Below are 17,210 nucleotides of genomic sequence, written 5' to 3' on the forward strand. Positions count from 1 at the left end.
AGATCCACGGATGCCGCGACCGCGCTGGCCGGCGGCGGAACCGTCATGACGACCCCGCGCTACGCTCGACGGGTGGAGCACGAACGGCGATTCGAGGGACCCAGCGACCTGCACCTGCACTCCACACACTCCGACGGGACCGAGGCGCCCGCGCTCGTGATGGCGGCGGCGCACCGCCACGGACTCCGCACCGCCGCGCTCACCGACCACGACACCACCTCGGGGTGGGCGGAGGCGGCCGACGCGGCCACCTCGCTCGGGATGACGTTCGTGCCGGGGATGGAGCTGTCGGCCCGCCATCGCTGGCGAAGCGTTCATGTCCTCGCCTACCTCATCGACCCCGATGATGGGGGCCTGCGCGCCATGACGGACCGGATCAGGTCGTCGCGATTGGATCGTGCGCAGATCATGGCCGAGCGGATCTCCCGCGACTACGACATCGCCTGGGACGACATCGTGGCTCAGACCACCGACGGCGCCACCGTCGGGCGCCCGCACATCGCCGACGCACTTGTCGCGCGCGGCATCGTCGCCGACCGCACCGAAGCCTTCGCGAGCATCCTGCACCCGTCCAACGACTACTACGTCGCGCTCTTCGCGCCGGACCCGGTGACTGCTGTCGAGCTGGTCGTGGCGGCGGGGGGAGTGCCCATCATCGCGCACCCGGCCGGTCGCGCGCTTCTTCCCGACAGCGTCACCATGGCGATGCTCGACGCGGGCCTCGCGGGCTTCGAGCTCGGTCATCGTGAGAACCTGCCCGAACCGACCGCGCTTCTCGCGGATCTCGCCGCCGAGCGCGAGCTGATCGTCACCGGGTCGAGCGACTACCACGGTCTCGGCAAGCCCAACGTCCCGGGCGAGAACACCACAGTCGACGACATGGTCGCGCGGATCTTCGCGCTCGGTCGCGGGACCGCTCCCGTCTTCCCGTAGGGTCCGGGCCGCATCTGGCTCGGGTGTCGGTGGGGACGCCACGCACCAACGCTGCGGACTCACCTGCACGCGTGGAGCACGCGTTCCCCTGCGTGGATCGCGTTGCGCGAGGGCGTGAAGGCGGCGGAGCGTCAGGGGCGATGAGAGCGGAAGCCGCGGACGCTCCGCACGCGAACGGCGCCGGCTCCCTCGGGGAACCGGCGCCGGCGGATCTTCGCGTCAGGCGACGGGAGCCGTCGGAGCCCCGGAGCTTCCCCCGCCGCTGCGGCGACGGCGGCGACGACGCGGGGCGGCGTTGCCGTCGTGGTGTTCCTTGCCGGCACCGTCGTGCGTTCCCGCACCCCCCTCGGAGCGCGGTGTGCTCTCGCCCTCGGGTGCACCGGCGGCAGTCGACGACGCTCCGCCGCGACGACGGCGACGGCGCGGAGCGCGCTCGCCCTCGGCATCCGGGCTCTCGCTGCTCTTCTCGGGCTTCGGCGCGACGGCCTTCGGGGCGGTCACAAGGCGGCCCTTGGTGCCTTCGGGGATGTCGAGGTCGGTGTAGAGGTGTGGGCTCGACGAGTAGGTCTCGGTGGGCTCGGGCTGGCCGAACTCGAGGGCGCGGTTGATGAGCGCCCACTTGTGCACGTCGTCCCAGTCGACGAACGTCACCGCGATGCCCGTGCGCCCGGCACGTCCGGTGCGGCCCGCGCGGTGCAGGTACGTCTTCTCGTCGTCGGGAATCGTGTGGTTGATGACGTGCGTGACGTCGTTCACGTCGATACCGCGGGCGGCGACGTCGGTGGCGATCAGGACGTCTTTCTTCCCGGCCTTGAACGCGGCCATGGAACGCTCGCGCGCCTCCTGACTCATGTCGCCGTGCACCGCGGCCGCGTTGAAGCCGCGGTCACCGAGCTCGTCGACGAGCTTCTGGGCGGCGCGCTTGGTGCGCGTGAAGATGACCGCCTTCTCACGGCCCTCGGCCTGGAGGATGCGGGCGATGACCTCGTCCTTGTCGAGCGAGTGCGCGCGATAGACGAGGTGCTTGATGTTCGCCTGCGTGAGGCCCTCGTCGGGGTCGTTGGCGCGCATGTGGATGGGGTTCGACATGAAGCGGCGGGCCAACGCGACGATTGGTCCCGGCATCGTGGCCGAGAACAGCTGCGTGTGACGCACGGCGGGAACCTTGGAGAAGATCTTCTCGATGTCGGCGAGGAAGCCGAGGTCGAGCATCTTGTCGGCCTCGTCGAGGACGACCTCGGTCGCGTTCGACAGGTCGAGCAGGCGCTGGTTGGCGAGGTCGATGAGGCGACCGGGTGTGCCGACGACGATCTGCGCGCCGGCCTTGAGCTGGTCGATCTGACCCTCGTACGCCTTGCCGCCGTAGATGGCGACGACGCTCGTCGGGCGGTTCGAGGTCAGCATGTCCATGTCTTCGTAGACCTGGACGGCGAGCTCGCGCGTCGGAACGACGACGAGGGCCTTCACGCCGGGCTCCGGGCTCGGTCCGAGGCGCTGGACCACCGGGATGCCGAAACCGAAGGTCTTGCCGGTACCGGTCTTGGCCTGACCGATGATGTCCTGGCCGGGGAGGCCGAGGGGGATCGTCTGCTCCTGGATCGGGAAGGCATCGACGATGCCCTTGGATGCCAGGGCATCGACGATGTCCTGATCGACGCCGAGTTCGGCGAATGTCGTCATGAGCGTGCCTGTTCCGGCGGTGAGAAACCGCCTGGGGAGTCGGATCCACGCCCTCCACTCGTCCACAGGCGCGGGGCCCCGATCCATCGCCGGGGCGTGTCCACTCTACCCAACGTGTTTCGCACGCCCCCGACGCCTAGGCTGTACAGCGTGTTCGAGTGGTTCCGTCGTCGTCAGCGCCCGGTCGGTCGAACGCTGCAACTGCGCTCCCGGGGCGATCTCGGCGAGGCGATGCGCGTCGATTTCGCCGAGCTTGCGCCCGAGGTCGAGACCTTCCTCGGGCAGGCAGCCTATCTGCAGCTCGGGTTCTTCGAGACTCTGAGCGAGCTGATCGCCTCGACGCCCGAGCTGGCCGAGAAGGAGTCGCTCTCGCGCGCGGCGGGTGCCGCTCTCATCAAGCACCAGGAGCTCGTCGCCGTGATCCGCGATCGCGGCGCCGACCCGACGCAGCTCATGCTGCCCTTCCGCGAGTCGCTCGACGCCTTCCGGCGGAACACCCATGGGGTGCGACCGCAGGAGACCATGCTGTCGGTCCACATCACGGCGGGCATGTTGGACGACTTCTACCTCGCCCTGTCATCGAGCTACGGCGAGACCGGGCGTCGGGTGGCGCGCATCCTTCAGGCGGACGACGACCGTCAGGCCATCGTCGACATCCTCGGTGCCGCCATCGAGAGCGACGAGGAGTGGCGCTGGCTGCTCGCCCTGTGGGGCCGTCGTCTCGTCGGCGACACCCTGCTGGTGGCGCGCGCCGCTCTCCGGCATCCGCGACTCGATCGAGCGGAGGAAGCGAAGGTGGAACCCGTGTTCACCGAGCTCATGGGCGCGCATGCACGGCGAATGGATGCCATGGGCCTCGCGGCGTGAGCTGGACCACTTGTCCGCGCGGGATATCCCACAGCTGAATCAGGTCGGCGCCGGGTCGCAGGTCTTCGGTGACGAGCGTCTCGCCGTCTGCCGCCGTCAGATTCCGAGGCGCGCGCGATCGGCGGCGTCTCGCCGCATCCGCACGCGCGTGAGGAGCGGAACCAGAGCGAACGTGGTCACCGCGGGGGCGAGGATGGCGACGATCCACAGCAGCGGCGAAGAGGTCGTCTGCCCCGCCCAGGTGAGGAGCGTCCACACGACCGCGGACGCCGCGGCCCCCGCAAGGGGGGCGAGTGCGACGCCGCGGGCCGAGCGATGGGGCAGGGAGAAGTGGGCGGCGAGACCGACCACAGCGCCGATGATCAGCCCCAGGAGGATTTCCATCCGCGGCAGCTCAGGCGACGAAGCCCACGCGGCGGGACTCTTCGGTCCCCAGCTCGATGAACGCCAGGTTGGCGGTGGGCACGATGTACGAGTTGCCCTTGACGTCGGTGAAGGTCACGTGGCTGGCGGAGCTGTCGAGAGCCGAAGCGACCGACGACTTCACGACATCGGAGCTCTCGTTGGTCTCGAAGCTCAGCTCGCGGCCGGTGTTGGTGATGCCGATGCGGATCTCCACGATGCGTCCTTTCCGCCCGGGTCGCGGTCGGCCCGGCGCGCTCTACGACTCTAGGGCAGCCCTCAGACGCCACGTCGCGTGCGGAGGCGCGCTTCGCGGATGGCGAACGCGATTCGACGCCCCCGGTCGATCGCCCGTCCGCAGTCACGGGACGCAACCCGCGCGTCGGGTCCGTGTCGGCGGCCCCGGCTAGCGTGGGACACATGCTCGATCGCGATACCCCGTCGGCCACCCCCGGCGGCTCCGGGACCGACCGCGGAGCATCGAACGACGGCGTCGCACGGCGGCTCGACGCCGACCAGCGCGTGGTCGTCGAGTGGGCGCCCGAGAAGAGTGGTGTGGTGGTCGGCGCGCCCGGGACGGGCAAGACGTCGACCCTCGTCTCCCGGGTACGCACCCTCGTCGGATCGGGTGTCGACCCGGATCACATCCTCGTCCTGACCCCCACGCGCCCGGCGGCGACGGCGCTGCGTGATCCGCTTGCGCTCGCGGTGGGCCGCGCCACCTCCGGGGCGCTCGCTCGCTCGCTCGCGTCGTTCGCGTTCCAGCTCGTGCGAGGAGCCGAGGTGCGACGGGGGAACGAGCCGCCGCAGCTGCTCACCGGCGGCGACGAGGACCAGATCGTGAAGGATCTGCTCGAGGGCGACGCCATGGACGAGACCAGTGGCGCTTCGCGGTGGCCGGAATGGCTGGGCCCTCCTATCCGGGCGACTCGCGGGTTCCGCGGCGACCTCCGGGCGTTCTTCGCCGAGTGCACGAACCTGGGCATCGGTCCCGAGGATCTCTCGACCCTCGCCGTCGAGCATCAGGTCGAGGTGTGGGAGTCCCTGGCGTCGTTCCTCCGCGAGTACCGGCACGTGCGTCGGCGCATGCGCGGCGCCCACCGCGACGCCGCGGACCTGGCCCGGGAGGCCGTCGGCGTGCTCACGGATGCGATCCGCGAACCGGACCTGCTCGGCCGCTTTGCGGCGCTGCGCTGCATCCTCGTCGACGACGCGCAAGAGCTCACGAGCGGCGGTGTCGATCTGCTCCGGGCGTGTCGGATGCTCGGAATCGGTGTCGTCGCGTTCGGCGACCCCGACGTCGGGTCGGGGGCGTTCCGCGGAGCCACCCCCGAGAACTTCGCTCGGCTCAGCCGCGACCTCGGAGATCTCGCCGCGCTGACCACGCCTCACAGGGGGACGCCGGAACAGGTCGACCTCGTGCGCGCGGTCGCCGCACGTATCGGGGCGGCGGGGGTCGTGGCCCATCGGCGGCCGCCCGAGGGAGCGGCACCGTCAGGGTCGATCCGCACCTTCCTCCTGCGCTCACCCGCCGAGGAGGCCGACGCGATCGCTCGGCTGCTGCGGGAAAGGCATGTTCTCGAGGGCGTGCCGTGGAGCGACTGCGCGGTCATCGCCCACGACTCTCGCCAAGTCGCCGCTCTCGAGACGGAGCTCGCGGCGCGGGAAGTTCCCGCTCGCGCGAGCGGACCCGGTGAAGCGCTCGGGGCACAGCGTCCCGTCCGCGATCTCGTCGCGCTGGTCGAGCTGGGGATGGTCGACCCCGACGAGTGGACCCCGGAGGTGGTCACGGACGCACTTCTCGGAACGTTCGGGGGCCTCGATCCCATCGAACTTCGGCGCCTTCGCACCGCGCTCCGGCACGACGAGCTGAGTGAGGGGGGCACACGGTCGGCGGGGGAGATCTTGGCCGCGGGCCTTCGGCATCCCCTCGAGTTCGCGACCATCGATTCACGCGAGGCGCGCCGCGCCGCCCGGCTCGGGGAGACGCTCGCGGTGCTGCGCGTGCAGACCGCGCAGCACGCGACGGCTCATGAGCTCCTCTGGACGGCGTGGGAGCGCAGCGGCCTCGCTCGAACGTGGAGGGAAGCCGCGCGGGGCCATGGTCCCCTCGCCGAGCAGGCGGATCGGGACCTCGACGCGATCGTGGCGCTGTTCCAGGCGGCGAAGCGCTTCACCGAGCGTGAGCCCGACGGCGAAGCGGCCGTGTTCCTGCGTGCCGTCCTCGACAGCGACGTCGCCGAGGATCGGATCGAGCAGCCGGCGGTCGTCGACACGGTGCAGATCCTCACCCCCGCCGCCGCGGCCGGGACGGCGTTCGACACGGTCATCGTCGCCGGCGTGCAGGACGGTGTCTGGCCCAACACGCGATTGCGCGGGGGACTCCTGGAGACGTGGCGCCTGGCAGATGCCGTGCATTTCCCCGACCTGCCGGCCGCGGGAATGCTCGACCGCCGGCGTGCGGCGATGCACGACGAGCTGCGCCTCTTCGTCAGAGCGGTCTCGCGCGCCGCATCGCGTCTCATCGTGACCGCTGTGGACGACGATGACACCGGGCCGAGCGTGCTCTTCGAGATGCTTCCGACGCCCGAGCCCGCGTCCGCCATCCCGGAGCATCCGCTGTCTTTGCGCGGCCTGGTGGCACGACATCGGCGCTCGTTGACGGTGCCGCGTGTCCCGGCGCCCGAGCGTCGGCACGCCGCGGGGCAACTGGCGTTGCTCGCGGCGGCAGGTGTGGCGGGTGCCGCGCCCGACGAGTGGTACGGGGTGACCCCGCCCAGCTCGACGGCTCCGCTCCGGGACCTCGATCGCGAAGACGTCCGCGTCTCCCCCTCGCGCCTGCACGCTCTCGAGGAATGCGAGCTGAACTGGGTCATCGCCGACCTGGGTGGGGACCGCAGCGGGACCACGGCCGGGATCGGAACGATCATCCACGCGGCGCTGGAGACCGCGGCCTCGGCGTCCGAAGACGATCTGTGGGCCGTGGTCGACGAGCGGTGGGGTGAGCTCGTGTTCGACGCCGCGTGGCGGGAGCGCGCAGAACGCACCCGCGCACGCGACCTCGTGCGGCGTCTGGCGACCTATCTCCGACGATTCGACGACGCCGGCGGTCGCCTCATCGGCGCCGAGCGGCACTTCGAGATGCCGATCCCGCTCGACGACGCGGCTGCGCACGGGGCGGTGGTGAGCGGCGATATCGACCGGGTCGAGGTCACCCCGTCAGGCGAGGTGGTCATCGTCGATCTGAAGACCGGCAAGAACGAGCCGCAGACCGATGCGAAAGTCGCGGACAACCCGCAACTCGCCGCGTACCAGCTCGCGTTCGCGTCGGGGGCGATCGAGAACACCGAGGGTCTGGCTCCGGGGGGAGCGAAACTCCTGGTGCTCCGCCCGACCGCGGCGACGAAGGACTACGCCGAACCTCTCCAGGCGCCCTTCGACGATGCCGCGCACTCCGCGTTCGTCGAACGCGTCCAGCGCGCGGTCGGGGTCATGAGGGGCACGCGCTTCGCCGCGCCCTACGAGGTGCACTGCCGCGATGAGTTCTCCTACGGTCTGTGTCGCATCCACACCGTGTCGGCGGTGAGCGCCTCATGACCGCGCGACTCTCAGCCGCGACCATCGCGGCCGCGCTCGGACAGTTTCCGCCGACGCCCGAGCAGACAGCTGTCATCGAGTCTCCGCTCGCCCCGGCGCTCGTCGTGGCGGGGGCGGGGAGCGGAAAGACCGAGACCATGGCGGGCAGGGTCGTGTGGCTCGTGGCCAACGGCATCGTCCGCCGCGATGAGGTGCTCGGCCTGACCTTCACGCGCAAGGCGGCCGGAGAACTGGCCGAACGGATCCAGCGACGGCTGCAGCGTCTGTCCGAGTTCGAGACGCGCGGGCTCCTTCCCGTCCTTCCCGCTCTTCACGCGGCGGGCCGGCTCGCGGTGTTCGCTGATCTCGCGGCCCTCGAGGCCCTCGAGGGAGCACGGGGCGACGCGGCCCGACGCGAGGTGCTCGATGCTCTCGCCGATGAGCACGCCACCCCGACCGCGAGCGACGACGACAGCGATCAGCTGTTGCACCGACCGACCGTCTCGACGTACAACAGCTTCGCCGACTCCCTCGTGCGCGAGCACGGCCTGCGGATCGGTCGCGACGCCGAGTCGGCGATCCTGTCGGAATCGGCGGCGTGGCTCCTGATGCGGCGTGTGGTCTTCACCTCGGACGACCCCCGGCTGGAGGAGCGGCAGGAGTCCCCGCGCACGCTGATCGACGCGGCGTTGCGGATCGCGCGCGACGGTGTCGACAACCTCGTCGACCTCGACCGGCTCGCGGCCTTCCCCGATGAGTTCGGTCGTATCGTGGATCGCCCGTCGACGTCGGGCCGCGTCACCGTCTACAAAGATGTCGCCGACGCGGCGGCGCGTGTGTCGGCTCTCGGCCTGCTCGCCACGCTGGTCGCGGCGTACGATCGCGAGAAGATTCGTCTCGGGGTCATGGACTTCGCGGATCAGGTGGCCGGTGCTTTGCGGATCGCGCGGGAGCATCCCGCTGTCGTGGAGGAGCTTCGTGCGCGATACCGCGTCGTTCTGCTGGACGAGTACCAGGACACCTCGGTCGTTCAAACCGACCTGCTGTCGACCCTCTTCGGCGGAACGGGCGTCATGGCGGTGGGCGATCCGCACCAGGCGATCTACGCCTGGCGTGGTGCGAGCGCCGGTAACCTCGGCGGCTTTCCGGCCGCGTTCTCTCCCGAAGGCGGATGCCGCCACTTCTCCCTCCTGACGAGCTGGCGCAACAGCGCTCGGGTGCTCGATGTCGCCAACGCCGTCCTCGCGCCCCTCGCCGACCGTTCGCCGGTCGCGGTGGAAGGGCTGCGCGCGCGGCCGAATGCGCCGGACGGTGTCGTCGACATCACCTTCGAGAGTGACCTCGACACCGAAGCCGACCGGGTGGCGTCCTGGTTCGCAGGCGTCCGGGCCGCGCGTCAGGCTCAGGGCCGGGCGACGACCGGTGCCATCCTGTTCCGCAGCAAGAAGCACATGGTGCGCTTCGGTGACGCGTTGGGGAGGCGTGGCATCCCGCACCGGATTCTGGGCCTCGGCGGTCTGCTGGCCACGCCCGAGGTGGTCGACGTCGTCTCGGCGCTGCGCGTCATCAGCGATCCGGAGGCGGGCTCCGCCCTGATCCGGCTCCTCTCCGGGCCGCGGTGGGCCATCGGTCTCGCCGATCTGCGAGTGCTCGCTCAGGTGGCTCGTCGGCTGGCCACCCACGACGTCTCGCTCCAGCCCCTCGAGGCCGACGTCGTCGATCGCCTGCGCTCGACCCCCGGAGCCGACCGGGCCTCCCTGGTCGACGCGGTGGACTTCATCGCCCGGCAGCCCGACGGCCACGGGTGGCTCGCCGAGTTCACCGGCGACGGGCGGGCACGGTTGCGCGAAGCGGGAGTGGTCTTCGCGGGTCTGCGTCGCAGCATCGGGGCGCCCATCCCCGAACTGATCCGGCTCATCGAGGAGGAGCTGCGTCTCGACATCGAGCTGGCCGCGAACGAGTCGAGGGGGCCGGCTCGCATCGCCTCGGCACAGCTGCGAGCCTTCGTCGACGAGATCCGGGGGTTCCTCGCCGCGGACGAGTCCGGGTCGGTGTCGAGCCTGCTCGCGTGGCTCGATCACGCCGAACAGGCCGATGAATTCGCCCCCCGCACGGAGCCTCCCGAGGACGACGTCGTGCAGCTGCTCACGATCCACGGCTCGAAAGGCCTCGAGTGGGATGCAGTGGCCGTTGTGCGCCTGGTAACCGACGAGCTCCCCTCCCTCCCGCGCGACACGAAGGGGTGGTTGGGCTTCGGTATCCTGCCCTCCGATTTCCGCGGCGACGCGGCATGGCTCCCGGTGCTCGGGTGGCGGGGTGCGCAGACGCAGCAGGAGCTCAAAGCGGCGATCGACGACTTCGTCGCCGCGAACCGGGCCCGTCAGCTCGACGAGGACCGGCGTCTCGCCTACGTGGCCTTCACGCGTGCGCGCGACCACCTGTTGCTGTCGGGATCCACATGGTCGGGAACGAAGAAGCCGCGCCGCCCCAGCGTCTTCCTCGACGAGGCGCTCGGCGCGCTCGGCAGGGATCTCGAGGTCGGCGATGCCGGCGAGGATCCGTATGACGGCGAACGACGGCTCCTGCAGTGGCCGCTGGATCCACTGGGCTCGCGACGCACCGCCGTCACCGCGGCTGTCGCGGAGGTCGCGGCAGCCCGGGCCGACCCGCCGGCGACCCCGGATGCCGATCTCGCGCTGCTTCTTGCGGATCGCGCGGCCCGTCTGCAACCGGTCCGTACTCCGGCACCGACTCGTATCCCCGCGTCGCGGTTCAAGGATTTCGTCGCCGACTACGGCGGCGCGGTCGACGAGCTGCGACGGCCGATGCCGGAGCGGCCGTACCGGCAGACCCGTCTCGGGACCCTCTTCCACGCATGGGTCGAGCAACGGTCGGGGATCGTCGGTGCGGGAGTGGGCCTCGACGACGGCGGCCTCTGGGATGACGACGACTTCGGCGCGTCCGCGGCGGATGCTGCCGAGTTGCAGCGCCTGCGCGAGTGCTTCGAGCGCTCCGAGTGGGCGGCCCTGCAGCCTCTCGAGGTCGAGACCGAGATCGACTTCGTCACGCGTCGACTCGACGGGCGCGAGCACGTCGTGATCTGCAAGCTCGACGCGGTGTACCGCCGAGGGGACCGCTACGAGATCGTCGACTGGAAGACGGGCAAGCCGCCGGTGTCGGCAGAAGAACGTCGGTCCCGCATGCTGCAGCTCGAGCTCTACCGCGAGGCGTACCACGCCAAGCACGGGGTGCCTCTGGATGCCATCGACGTCGCGCTGTTCTACGTCGGCGACGAGCTGATCATCCGAGGGTGATCGGCAGAGGTGCGACCCGGTTCAGGCCCCGTCGCCCGTGACGCCCCAACGGCGCAGGGCGGCCCGACTGGCCCGGGCGGCGTCTTCTTCGTCGTCCGTCGACGCAGGGGGTGCTGCGCCGACGGCGGGACTCCTGGTCGTCTCGTCGGGGGAGGGCGTGTCGGAACGCGTCCCCTCCTCCGGTTCCCTGACGCTCGGCGTTCCGTTCGAGGACTCCGCGCTGCGCCAGGGTCCGTCGGTCCACCCGTCGAGATCGATCGGTGCCGTCGGTCCAGGCTCTTCCGTCTCTTCGGTGGGGAGGTCGAACGTGACCGCATCGGTCGGCGCGTCGGTCGGCGCATCGGTGGCGACATCAAGCAGGTCATCGTTCGCGAGCGCTGCGGCGAGTCCCGCAGCTGCCGCTTCGCGGTCCCGTTCCGCGGAGAGGTAGAGCGAGAGCGCCTCGGGATCATACGCATCCGTCTGCATCGACGTGTCCACTGTGCTCACCACCGCGGGCGGCACTCTGTCGACGAGCGCGAGCGCATCGTCGATGTCCGTCCGGGAGTCTCCGACGATGTGATCGCCGCGGACACCTTCCACGAGCGCCTCCAGCAGAGCCACGGCGTCGGCGACCACGGCGGATTCGCCCGCGTCGTATCCGTGCACGAGCCAGCGGGCGAACTCCAGCTCGGCGTACAGCCGCGCCCGTTCGCGAAGGAGCGGGTCGGGCGAGCGATCGCCTGCGACCGTGTAGCCCTCGAAGACGTCGTCCGCAGCGAGGGGGGCGGATGCCATCCATCTCAGGTCGACGGCCGGGTCACCGACGCTCAGCCCGGCCCAGTCCAGAACTCCGGTCACGTGAGGGATTCCCGCGTCATCGTCCTCCAGCAGGACGGACGCGCTCGTGGCGCCCCCGAGAACCACGGCAGACTCGAAGCGCCAGAGCTCGTCGACACGGAGCGCCCTCCGCCACCGCAGCATCAGGCCGTCGGGAACACGGTCCGTCCCGTCGGCGCGGTCGAGCAGCCGTGCGGTGTCGTCTCGGATCTGCTCGGCAGAGCGGACCGGGAGGCCGTCCGTCCGGACGATCGAGACGGGGAGGGCGTGGATCGCCGCGAGTGCACCGCCGATCGCCGGCGCATAGCCGGGGCCTTTGGGCAGGTGTGCGGGGTCGATGCGGTAGCCCTCGAGATGAGTGGTCACGAGGACACGGTGCAGCCCCGACCCGTTCTCCCCGAGCACCTCGGGGACCGCGAAGGGCAGTAGCGCGCGAACTCCGGGGGTGAGAGCGTGCAGGGCTCGCGACTCCGCGGCCAGATCGGACGCGAACTCCTCGGCCGCGGGCAGGCGGACGACGGCGGTTCGCTCGTCGTCGAGATGGACGATGGCGGCGTCGAAGCGGCCGGACGCGTTCTCGGTGAGAGCGGCGACGCGGGTGACACCGGTCCGAGGCAGAGCGGCCGTCACCGACGCGGCTAGAGTGAGGGGCGAGCGGGCCATGCCCCCAGGGTAGGTCGCGTGCTCGCTCGTTCCCCCTGCGCCACGCCCTTGAGAGAGGTGTTCGATGCCGCTGCCCGTTCCGGTGCCGCCCCCGTCTTCGTCTCCCGCCCGGTGGCCCGGCGGTGCGCTGGACCGTCGCGGCGACGATCGTGTCATCCTCGGTCTGATCGAGCGCGAGCGCGCGCTGGCCGCCACACGTGTTCTGCTCGTGCGCGGCGACCAGGCTCCTGCCGTGGGGGGACGACTGTTCCTGCTCACGGTCGACCAGGTCACGGATGCCGTCGAGTGGGCGTTCCTCGGTCGAGCGGCCGACGGGAGCTCTCTGCTGCTGGCGATCGCGGACGAGGAGGGCGACGCCCCCGCGTTGGCTCCGACGGTCGAATGGGCGCGTCTGCGCACGATCGGTGGTGACCTGCCCGCAGAGGAGGCGGAGATCCTCGGCACGGCCGTCGCTCTGGCCGGGTGGCTTCGCGACGCCGCCTTCTGCCCCGCGTGCGGCGCTCTCGCCGAGGTCCGCCACGCGGGGTGGTCGCGACACTGCCCGCGGTGTGGTCGCGAGCACTTCCCCCGCACCGACCCCGCCGTCATCGTCCTGCTGTCGTCGGCGACGGACCCCGACCGTGTGCTGCTGGGCGCCAACGCCGCGTGGGGAGGGAGCCGGTACTCGTGCTTCGCCGGTTTCGCGGAGGCGGGGGAGTCGCTCGAAGACGCGGTCGCGCGGGAGATCTTCGAAGAGGCCGGTGTCCGCGTGAGCGACGTGGAGTACCGCGGCTCCCAGGTCTGGCCATACCCCCGGTCGTTGATGCTCGGATTCCGGGCCCGCATCGTCGACGATGCTGAGGCGAGGGCTGACGGCGACGAGATCGTCGAGGTGCGGTGGTTCGACCGCGAGCAGATCGGCGCCGCGCTCCGCGGCGAGGGAACGGTGCAGTTGCCCGGCACTTCGTCCATCGCGCGCCGCCTGATCGACGACTGGTACGGGAACGACGCGTGAGTTCGGAAGCGCTGTCCGGACTCGACGAGCACCAGCTCGAGGCGGTGCGCGCGTTGCGGGGGCCCGTGTGTGTGCTGGCCGGTGCGGGTACGGGCAAGACGCGCGTGATCACGCGGCGCATCGCGCACGGCGTGGACACCGGGGCGTACTCTCCGCAACGCGTGATGGCGGTGACGTTCACGGCGAAGGCCGCAGGCGAGATGAGGGGGCGCCTTCGCGCCCTCGGCGTGAGCGGGGTCTCCGCGCGCACCTTTCACGCGGCGGCCCTGTCGCAGGTGAACTACTTCTGGCCCACGCTCGCGGGTGACCAGGCGCCGTCGATCATCGACAACAAGGTGAGGATGCTCGCGCACGCCGCAGACGGGGTGGGACTCGCTCCCGACACGGCGACGCTGCGGGATGTGGCATCCCAGATCGAGTGGCGCAAGGTGACGATGCGTTCGATCGAGGAGTATGCGGCTGCGCGCCCCGAGGGCGTAGGGCGTCTGCGCGTCGAGCAGGTCGTCGACCTGCAGCGGGCGTACGAGAAGCTCAAAGACGAGCGGCGGCAGATGGACTTCGAAGACGTGCTCTTGACCTGCGCCGGGATGATCGAGGCAGAGCCGCGTGTGGCCGCGGCCGTGCACGAGCAGTACCGGCACTTCACCGTGGATGAGTTCCAGGACGTCTCGCCGTTGCAGAACCGTCTCCTCGAGCTGTGGCTGGGTGACCGCCGTGACCTGTGCGTGGTCGGTGACGCGAGCCAGACGATCTACTCGTTCACCGGGGCGGACGCGCGATACCTGCTCGAGTTCGAGCGGACCCACCGAGATGCACGAGTTGTGCGTCTCGAACGCAACTATCGGTCGACGTCGGCTGTCCTCGCCGTCGCGAACGACCTCATGCGCGGGCGCGCGGGAGCTCTCGAACTGGTCGCGGCCCATGAGGGGGAGGCGCCGGCCCCCCTCGTCCGCGCCTACGACGACGACGAGGCCGAAGCAGCGGGAGTGGCCGCGCAGGTGCACGCCGCGATTGCCGGTGGCGCCGATCCCGACGAGATCGCCATCCTCTATCGCTCTCACGCGCAGTCGGCCGTCGTGCTGAACGCCCTCGCGTCGGTGGGCGTGGCCGCGACCGTGCTCGGTGGGCGGAAGTTCTTCGACCTGCCCGAGGTGCGACAGGCGTTGATGGCGCTGCGGGCGGCATCCGTGGCCCCTATGGAGACGGGCTTCCTTGCAACCGTTCGAGACGTTCTGCGGGGAGTGGGGCTCACGGACGAGCCCCCGCAGGCCGGCGGCGCGCTGCGGGACGGATGGGAGGCGCGGGGCGCGATCCTGCGTCTCGCCGAGGAGGCCCCGGCGGAGACCGACCTGCGTTCTTTCACGGACGACCTCCAGGCCCGAGCACGCGACCAGCACGAACCCGCCACCCGGACGGTGACCCTCTCGACGCTGCACGCGGCCAAGGGCCTCGAGTGGGATCACGTCTTCCTGATCGGGGTGAGCGAGGGCCTGCTCCCGATCTCGTACGCGACGACCTTCGAGGCCGTCGACGAAGAACGGCGCCTCGCGTACGTCGGCGTCACTCGGGCCGCTCGTGCTCTCTCGCTGAGCTGGGCACGGGGTCGGGGACGATCGGATCGCGAACCGTCGCGTTTTCTTCGAGAGATCGGCAACGGCAGTCTGCGCTCGGTTGATGGGCTTCCCAGACCCGCCGGATCGAGTCGACGCGCAGGTGCAGCGACCGCGAAGGGCCCTCGGGACGCGCACTGAGGAGATGTCGTGCCGCGCGGCCCGCTTCGGCCGCGAGCGCGGGATCGACGGTCGGTGTACGCCTGGCCAGCAGTTGAGCCGCGAGCAGGGGCCACGACGGGTCGAGGCGTCGGGCCGTGGCATCCAGGCACGACAGGCACGCGGAGCGCCCCGGTCGGACGACCGGACCGATGCGCGCGCTCGCGCCGTCGAGGACGAGCGGCAGGTGCACGACACCCTCGCGCAGCAGAGCCGCGGTGCGCCGCGGATCGACCCGGTGCGCCGCGAGCAGGATGACGCGCGCATCGGTCGCCACGGGCGCGGTGTCGGCACCGGCCCACGCCACGACATCGGAGCGGGCGGGGAGCGCGGCGCGCACGGCGTGCACGGCGGACAGCGGGAGGTCGTCGGCGGTCTGCAGCACGAACGTCGCCCGGCGACGAGCGCGGACGAGAGCTGGAGCCAGGCGCGTCAAGAGGGCATCGGCGTCGGCGTCGTGGGCTCGGTGGAGGCGAGCGAGGGCGCGCAGTGCGCTGCGCGTCGTCCCGGCCTCGAGCGCGGTGACGGCGGTCTCCACCCAGGGCGCGGAGAGATCGAGCTGCGCACGCGCGGGTGCCCCGAACTGGATCGTTCCGTCGGTGCGGAACAGCGGAGGAGCGGCGTGGTCGAGTCGGATCATGCCCCGATCATCGCGGCGACCGAGGGGGCGCCGAGGGTTGTCCACACCCCGGCGCCCCCTCGGTCTCCGTGGGGAGGACGAGTCAGACCGGGCGCTGGTCTCCCGGGGTGCCGTCTTCGCCGGAGGAGTCGTCGTCGGTCGATGCGCTGTCGGGCTGCGAGCCGCGCTGCGACGACCCGGCGTCGCCCCCGTTCTCCTCGGCCAGCAGCTGCGCGAGAGCGTCGTCCATGGCATCCGCCGGCGCCGCTTCCCCGCGCGACGCGGCGACCACCCGGGCGACCAGTCCGGCCGGGTCGTCGATGTCTTCAGCGGACGGCATCATGTCGGGGTAGTCCCAGAGGGCGTCGCGTCCGGCGACGCCCACCGCGTCGGTCACCGCGCGCCACATCGCCGCTGCGTCACGCATACGCCGCGGGCGCAGCTCGAGACCGACGAGCGAGCCGAGCGCCTGCTCGGCGGGTCCGCCGACCGCGCGCCGGCGTCGCACCGCTTCGGCGATCCGGGCCGCAGCCGGGAGGCGGGAGGTGGCGTCTTCGGTGACCACGTCGACCCAGCCCTCGATGGTGGCGAGGAGGTTCTCCAGCCGCGTGAGAGCCGCGGTCTGTTCCTCGGACCGCGCGGGCAGCAACGCACCGCTCTCGAGGGCGCTGCGCAGTTCCTCCGGCTGCGAGGGATCGAACCGCGACGCCAGCTCCTCGAGGGCATCGGTGTCGACACGGATGCCGTGCGCGAAGTCGCGCACCTGTGAGATCACGTGCAGACGCAGCCACCGCGCGTGCCGGAACAGGCGCGCGTGCGCCAGTTCGCGCGTCGCGAGGTACAACGCGAGCTGATCGTCGGGGATCTCGAGATCGCGACCGAAGTCCGCGAAGTTCTGGGGGAGGATGGCCGCGTCGCCGTCGGGCATGACAGGGATCCCGACATCCCCGCCGCCCACGACTTCGGTCGACAGTCGCCCGACGACGTGTCCGAGCTGGGTGGCGAAGAGCGATCCGCCCACCGTGCGCATGAGGCGGCCGGCGCCGGCGATCATCTCCTGCATGTCGTCCGGAGCCTGCTGACCGAGCGCGTCGGTCAGCGCGTCGGCGATGCTCGTGGCGACGGGCTCCGCGAGTTCTTGCCACACCGGCAGCGTGGCGGTGACCCAGGCGCCACGCGTCACGGCACGGGCGGGGTGCGGCAGGTCGGAGATCGTCGTGGCCTCGCCGAGCCACAGGCTCGCGAGAGAGAACGCCTGCGTGAGACCGGTGTTCTGCCCGGCCGTGACCCCGAGGCCGTCCTGGTTGGCGATGTGCAGGGCCTGCCGCTCGGCGAGGCTCCAGTCCACACCCTCCTGGGTGCCCGCGAACGCACCCTGGAGCTGGTTCATGACCGCCTGCAGCATCGCGGGGTCGATCTGCATGCCCGACAGGCGCGACAATTGTTCAGGATCGATTCCGGACATGTCGCCTGACATCAGGCGACGCATGAGCTCCTGGAACTCTTCTTCAGGGTTCCGGTCGTCGTCTGCCACTTCTTCGCCTCTCAGCCAGGTCAAGGGGAACGGGATCTAC

At 70.9% G+C, this 17,210-nt stretch carries 11 protein-coding genes; 6 read left to right on the forward strand and 5 right to left on the reverse strand.

The genetic code is table 11. The features are described from left to right. Positions 1-45 precede the first annotated feature (45 nt). Entirely contained in the window at positions 46-933 is an 888-nt protein-coding gene (locus tag PIR02_14790) for a PHP domain-containing protein (protein ID WZH36022.1), read from the forward strand. A gap of 219 nt (positions 934-1,152) precedes the next feature. Here PIR02_14790 and PIR02_14795 read toward each other — a convergent pair whose 3' ends face one another. Beyond that, positions 1,153-2,613, reverse strand: a complete 1,461-nt coding sequence (locus PIR02_14795; protein ID WZH36023.1) for a DEAD/DEAH box helicase — start codon at positions 2,611-2,613, stop codon at positions 1,153-1,155. Positions 2,614-2,763: 150 nt separating this feature from the next. Here PIR02_14795 and PIR02_14800 point away from each other — a divergent pair, with 150 nt between their 5' ends. Continuing rightward, entirely contained in the window at positions 2,764-3,480 is a 717-nt protein-coding gene (locus PIR02_14800) for a ferritin-like fold-containing protein (protein WZH36024.1), read from the forward strand. Between the two features lie 96 nt (positions 3,481-3,576). On the opposite strand, the gene PIR02_14805 is transcribed toward PIR02_14800, so the two are convergent. Both PIR02_14805 and PIR02_14810 read right to left on the reverse strand, forming a co-directional pair. Continuing rightward, positions 3,577-3,864 carry a hypothetical protein gene (locus tag PIR02_14805; GenBank protein WZH36025.1) on the reverse strand — a complete coding sequence of 96 codons (288 nt, stop codon included), beginning with the start codon at positions 3,862-3,864 and terminating at the stop codon, positions 3,577-3,579. 10 nt (positions 3,865-3,874) lie between these two features. Beyond that, the gene (locus tag PIR02_14810) at positions 3,875-4,099 is read right to left on the reverse strand and encodes a DUF3107 domain-containing protein (protein ID WZH36026.1); all 225 of its coding nucleotides are present in this window, start codon (positions 4,097-4,099) and stop codon (positions 3,875-3,877) included. 203 nt (positions 4,100-4,302) lie between these two features. On the opposite strand from PIR02_14810, the gene PIR02_14815 reads away from it, so the two are divergent. After that, complete coding sequence (locus PIR02_14815) at positions 4,303-7,479, forward strand: ATP-dependent DNA helicase (protein WZH36027.1); 3,177 nt, start codon at positions 4,303-4,305, stop codon at positions 7,477-7,479. After that, positions 7,476-10,772, forward strand: a complete 3,297-nt coding sequence (locus PIR02_14820; GenBank protein WZH36028.1) for an ATP-dependent DNA helicase — start codon at positions 7,476-7,478, stop codon at positions 10,770-10,772. Before PIR02_14815 ends, PIR02_14820 begins: the two co-directional genes overlap by 4 nt. Positions 10,773-10,793: 21 nt before the next feature. Here the strand turns inward: PIR02_14820 and PIR02_14825 are convergent, their stop codons facing one another. Then, positions 10,794-12,254 (reverse strand): phosphotransferase, encoded by a 1,461-nt coding sequence (locus tag PIR02_14825; GenBank protein ID WZH36029.1) that lies wholly within the window; start codon positions 12,252-12,254, stop codon positions 10,794-10,796. Between the two features lie 64 nt (positions 12,255-12,318). Here PIR02_14825 and nudC point away from each other — a divergent pair, with 64 nt between their 5' ends. Together nudC and PIR02_14835 are read left to right on the forward strand one after the other, a co-directional pair. After that, the gene (gene nudC, locus PIR02_14830; protein WZH36030.1) at positions 12,319-13,248 is read left to right on the forward strand and encodes an NAD(+) diphosphatase; all 930 of its coding nucleotides are present in this window, start codon (positions 12,319-12,321) and stop codon (positions 13,246-13,248) included. Continuing rightward, positions 13,245-14,999 (forward strand): ATP-dependent helicase, encoded by a 1,755-nt coding sequence (locus PIR02_14835; GenBank protein WZH36031.1) that lies wholly within the window; start codon positions 13,245-13,247, stop codon positions 14,997-14,999. The genes nudC and PIR02_14835 overlap by 4 nt, the downstream gene beginning before the upstream one ends. A gap of 740 nt (positions 15,000-15,739) precedes the next feature. Here the strand turns inward: PIR02_14835 and PIR02_14840 are convergent. Continuing rightward, positions 15,740-17,170, reverse strand: a complete 1,431-nt coding sequence (locus PIR02_14840) for a zinc-dependent metalloprotease (protein ID WZH36032.1) — start codon at positions 17,168-17,170, stop codon at positions 15,740-15,742. Between the last annotated feature and the right edge of the window lie 40 nt (positions 17,171-17,210).

It is taken from the genome of Microbacterium enclense (genome assembly GCA_038182865.1).
GTDB classification, from domain to species: Bacteria; Actinomycetota; Actinomycetes; order Actinomycetales; family Microbacteriaceae; genus Microbacterium; species Microbacterium enclense_B.

Coding starts and splice junctions, on each gene's coding strand:
- PIR02_14790 (WZH36022.1), top strand. CDS start 46: ATGACGACCCCGCGCTACGCTCGACGGGTGGAGCACGAACGGCGATTC.
- PIR02_14795 (WZH36023.1), bottom strand. CDS start 2,613: ATGACGACATTCGCCGAACTCGGCGTCGATCAGGACATCGTCGATGCC.
- PIR02_14805 (WZH36025.1), bottom strand. CDS start 3,864: ATGGAAATCCTCCTGGGGCTGATCATCGGCGCTGTGGTCGGTCTCGCC.
- PIR02_14815 (WZH36027.1), top strand. CDS start 4,303: ATGCTCGATCGCGATACCCCGTCGGCCACCCCCGGCGGCTCCGGGACC.
- PIR02_14820 (WZH36028.1), top strand. CDS start 7,476: ATGACCGCGCGACTCTCAGCCGCGACCATCGCGGCCGCGCTCGGACAG.
- PIR02_14825 (WZH36029.1), bottom strand. CDS start 12,254: ATGGCCCGCTCGCCCCTCACTCTAGCCGCGTCGGTGACGGCCGCTCTG.
- nudC (WZH36030.1), top strand. CDS start 12,319: ATGCCGCTGCCCGTTCCGGTGCCGCCCCCGTCTTCGTCTCCCGCCCGG.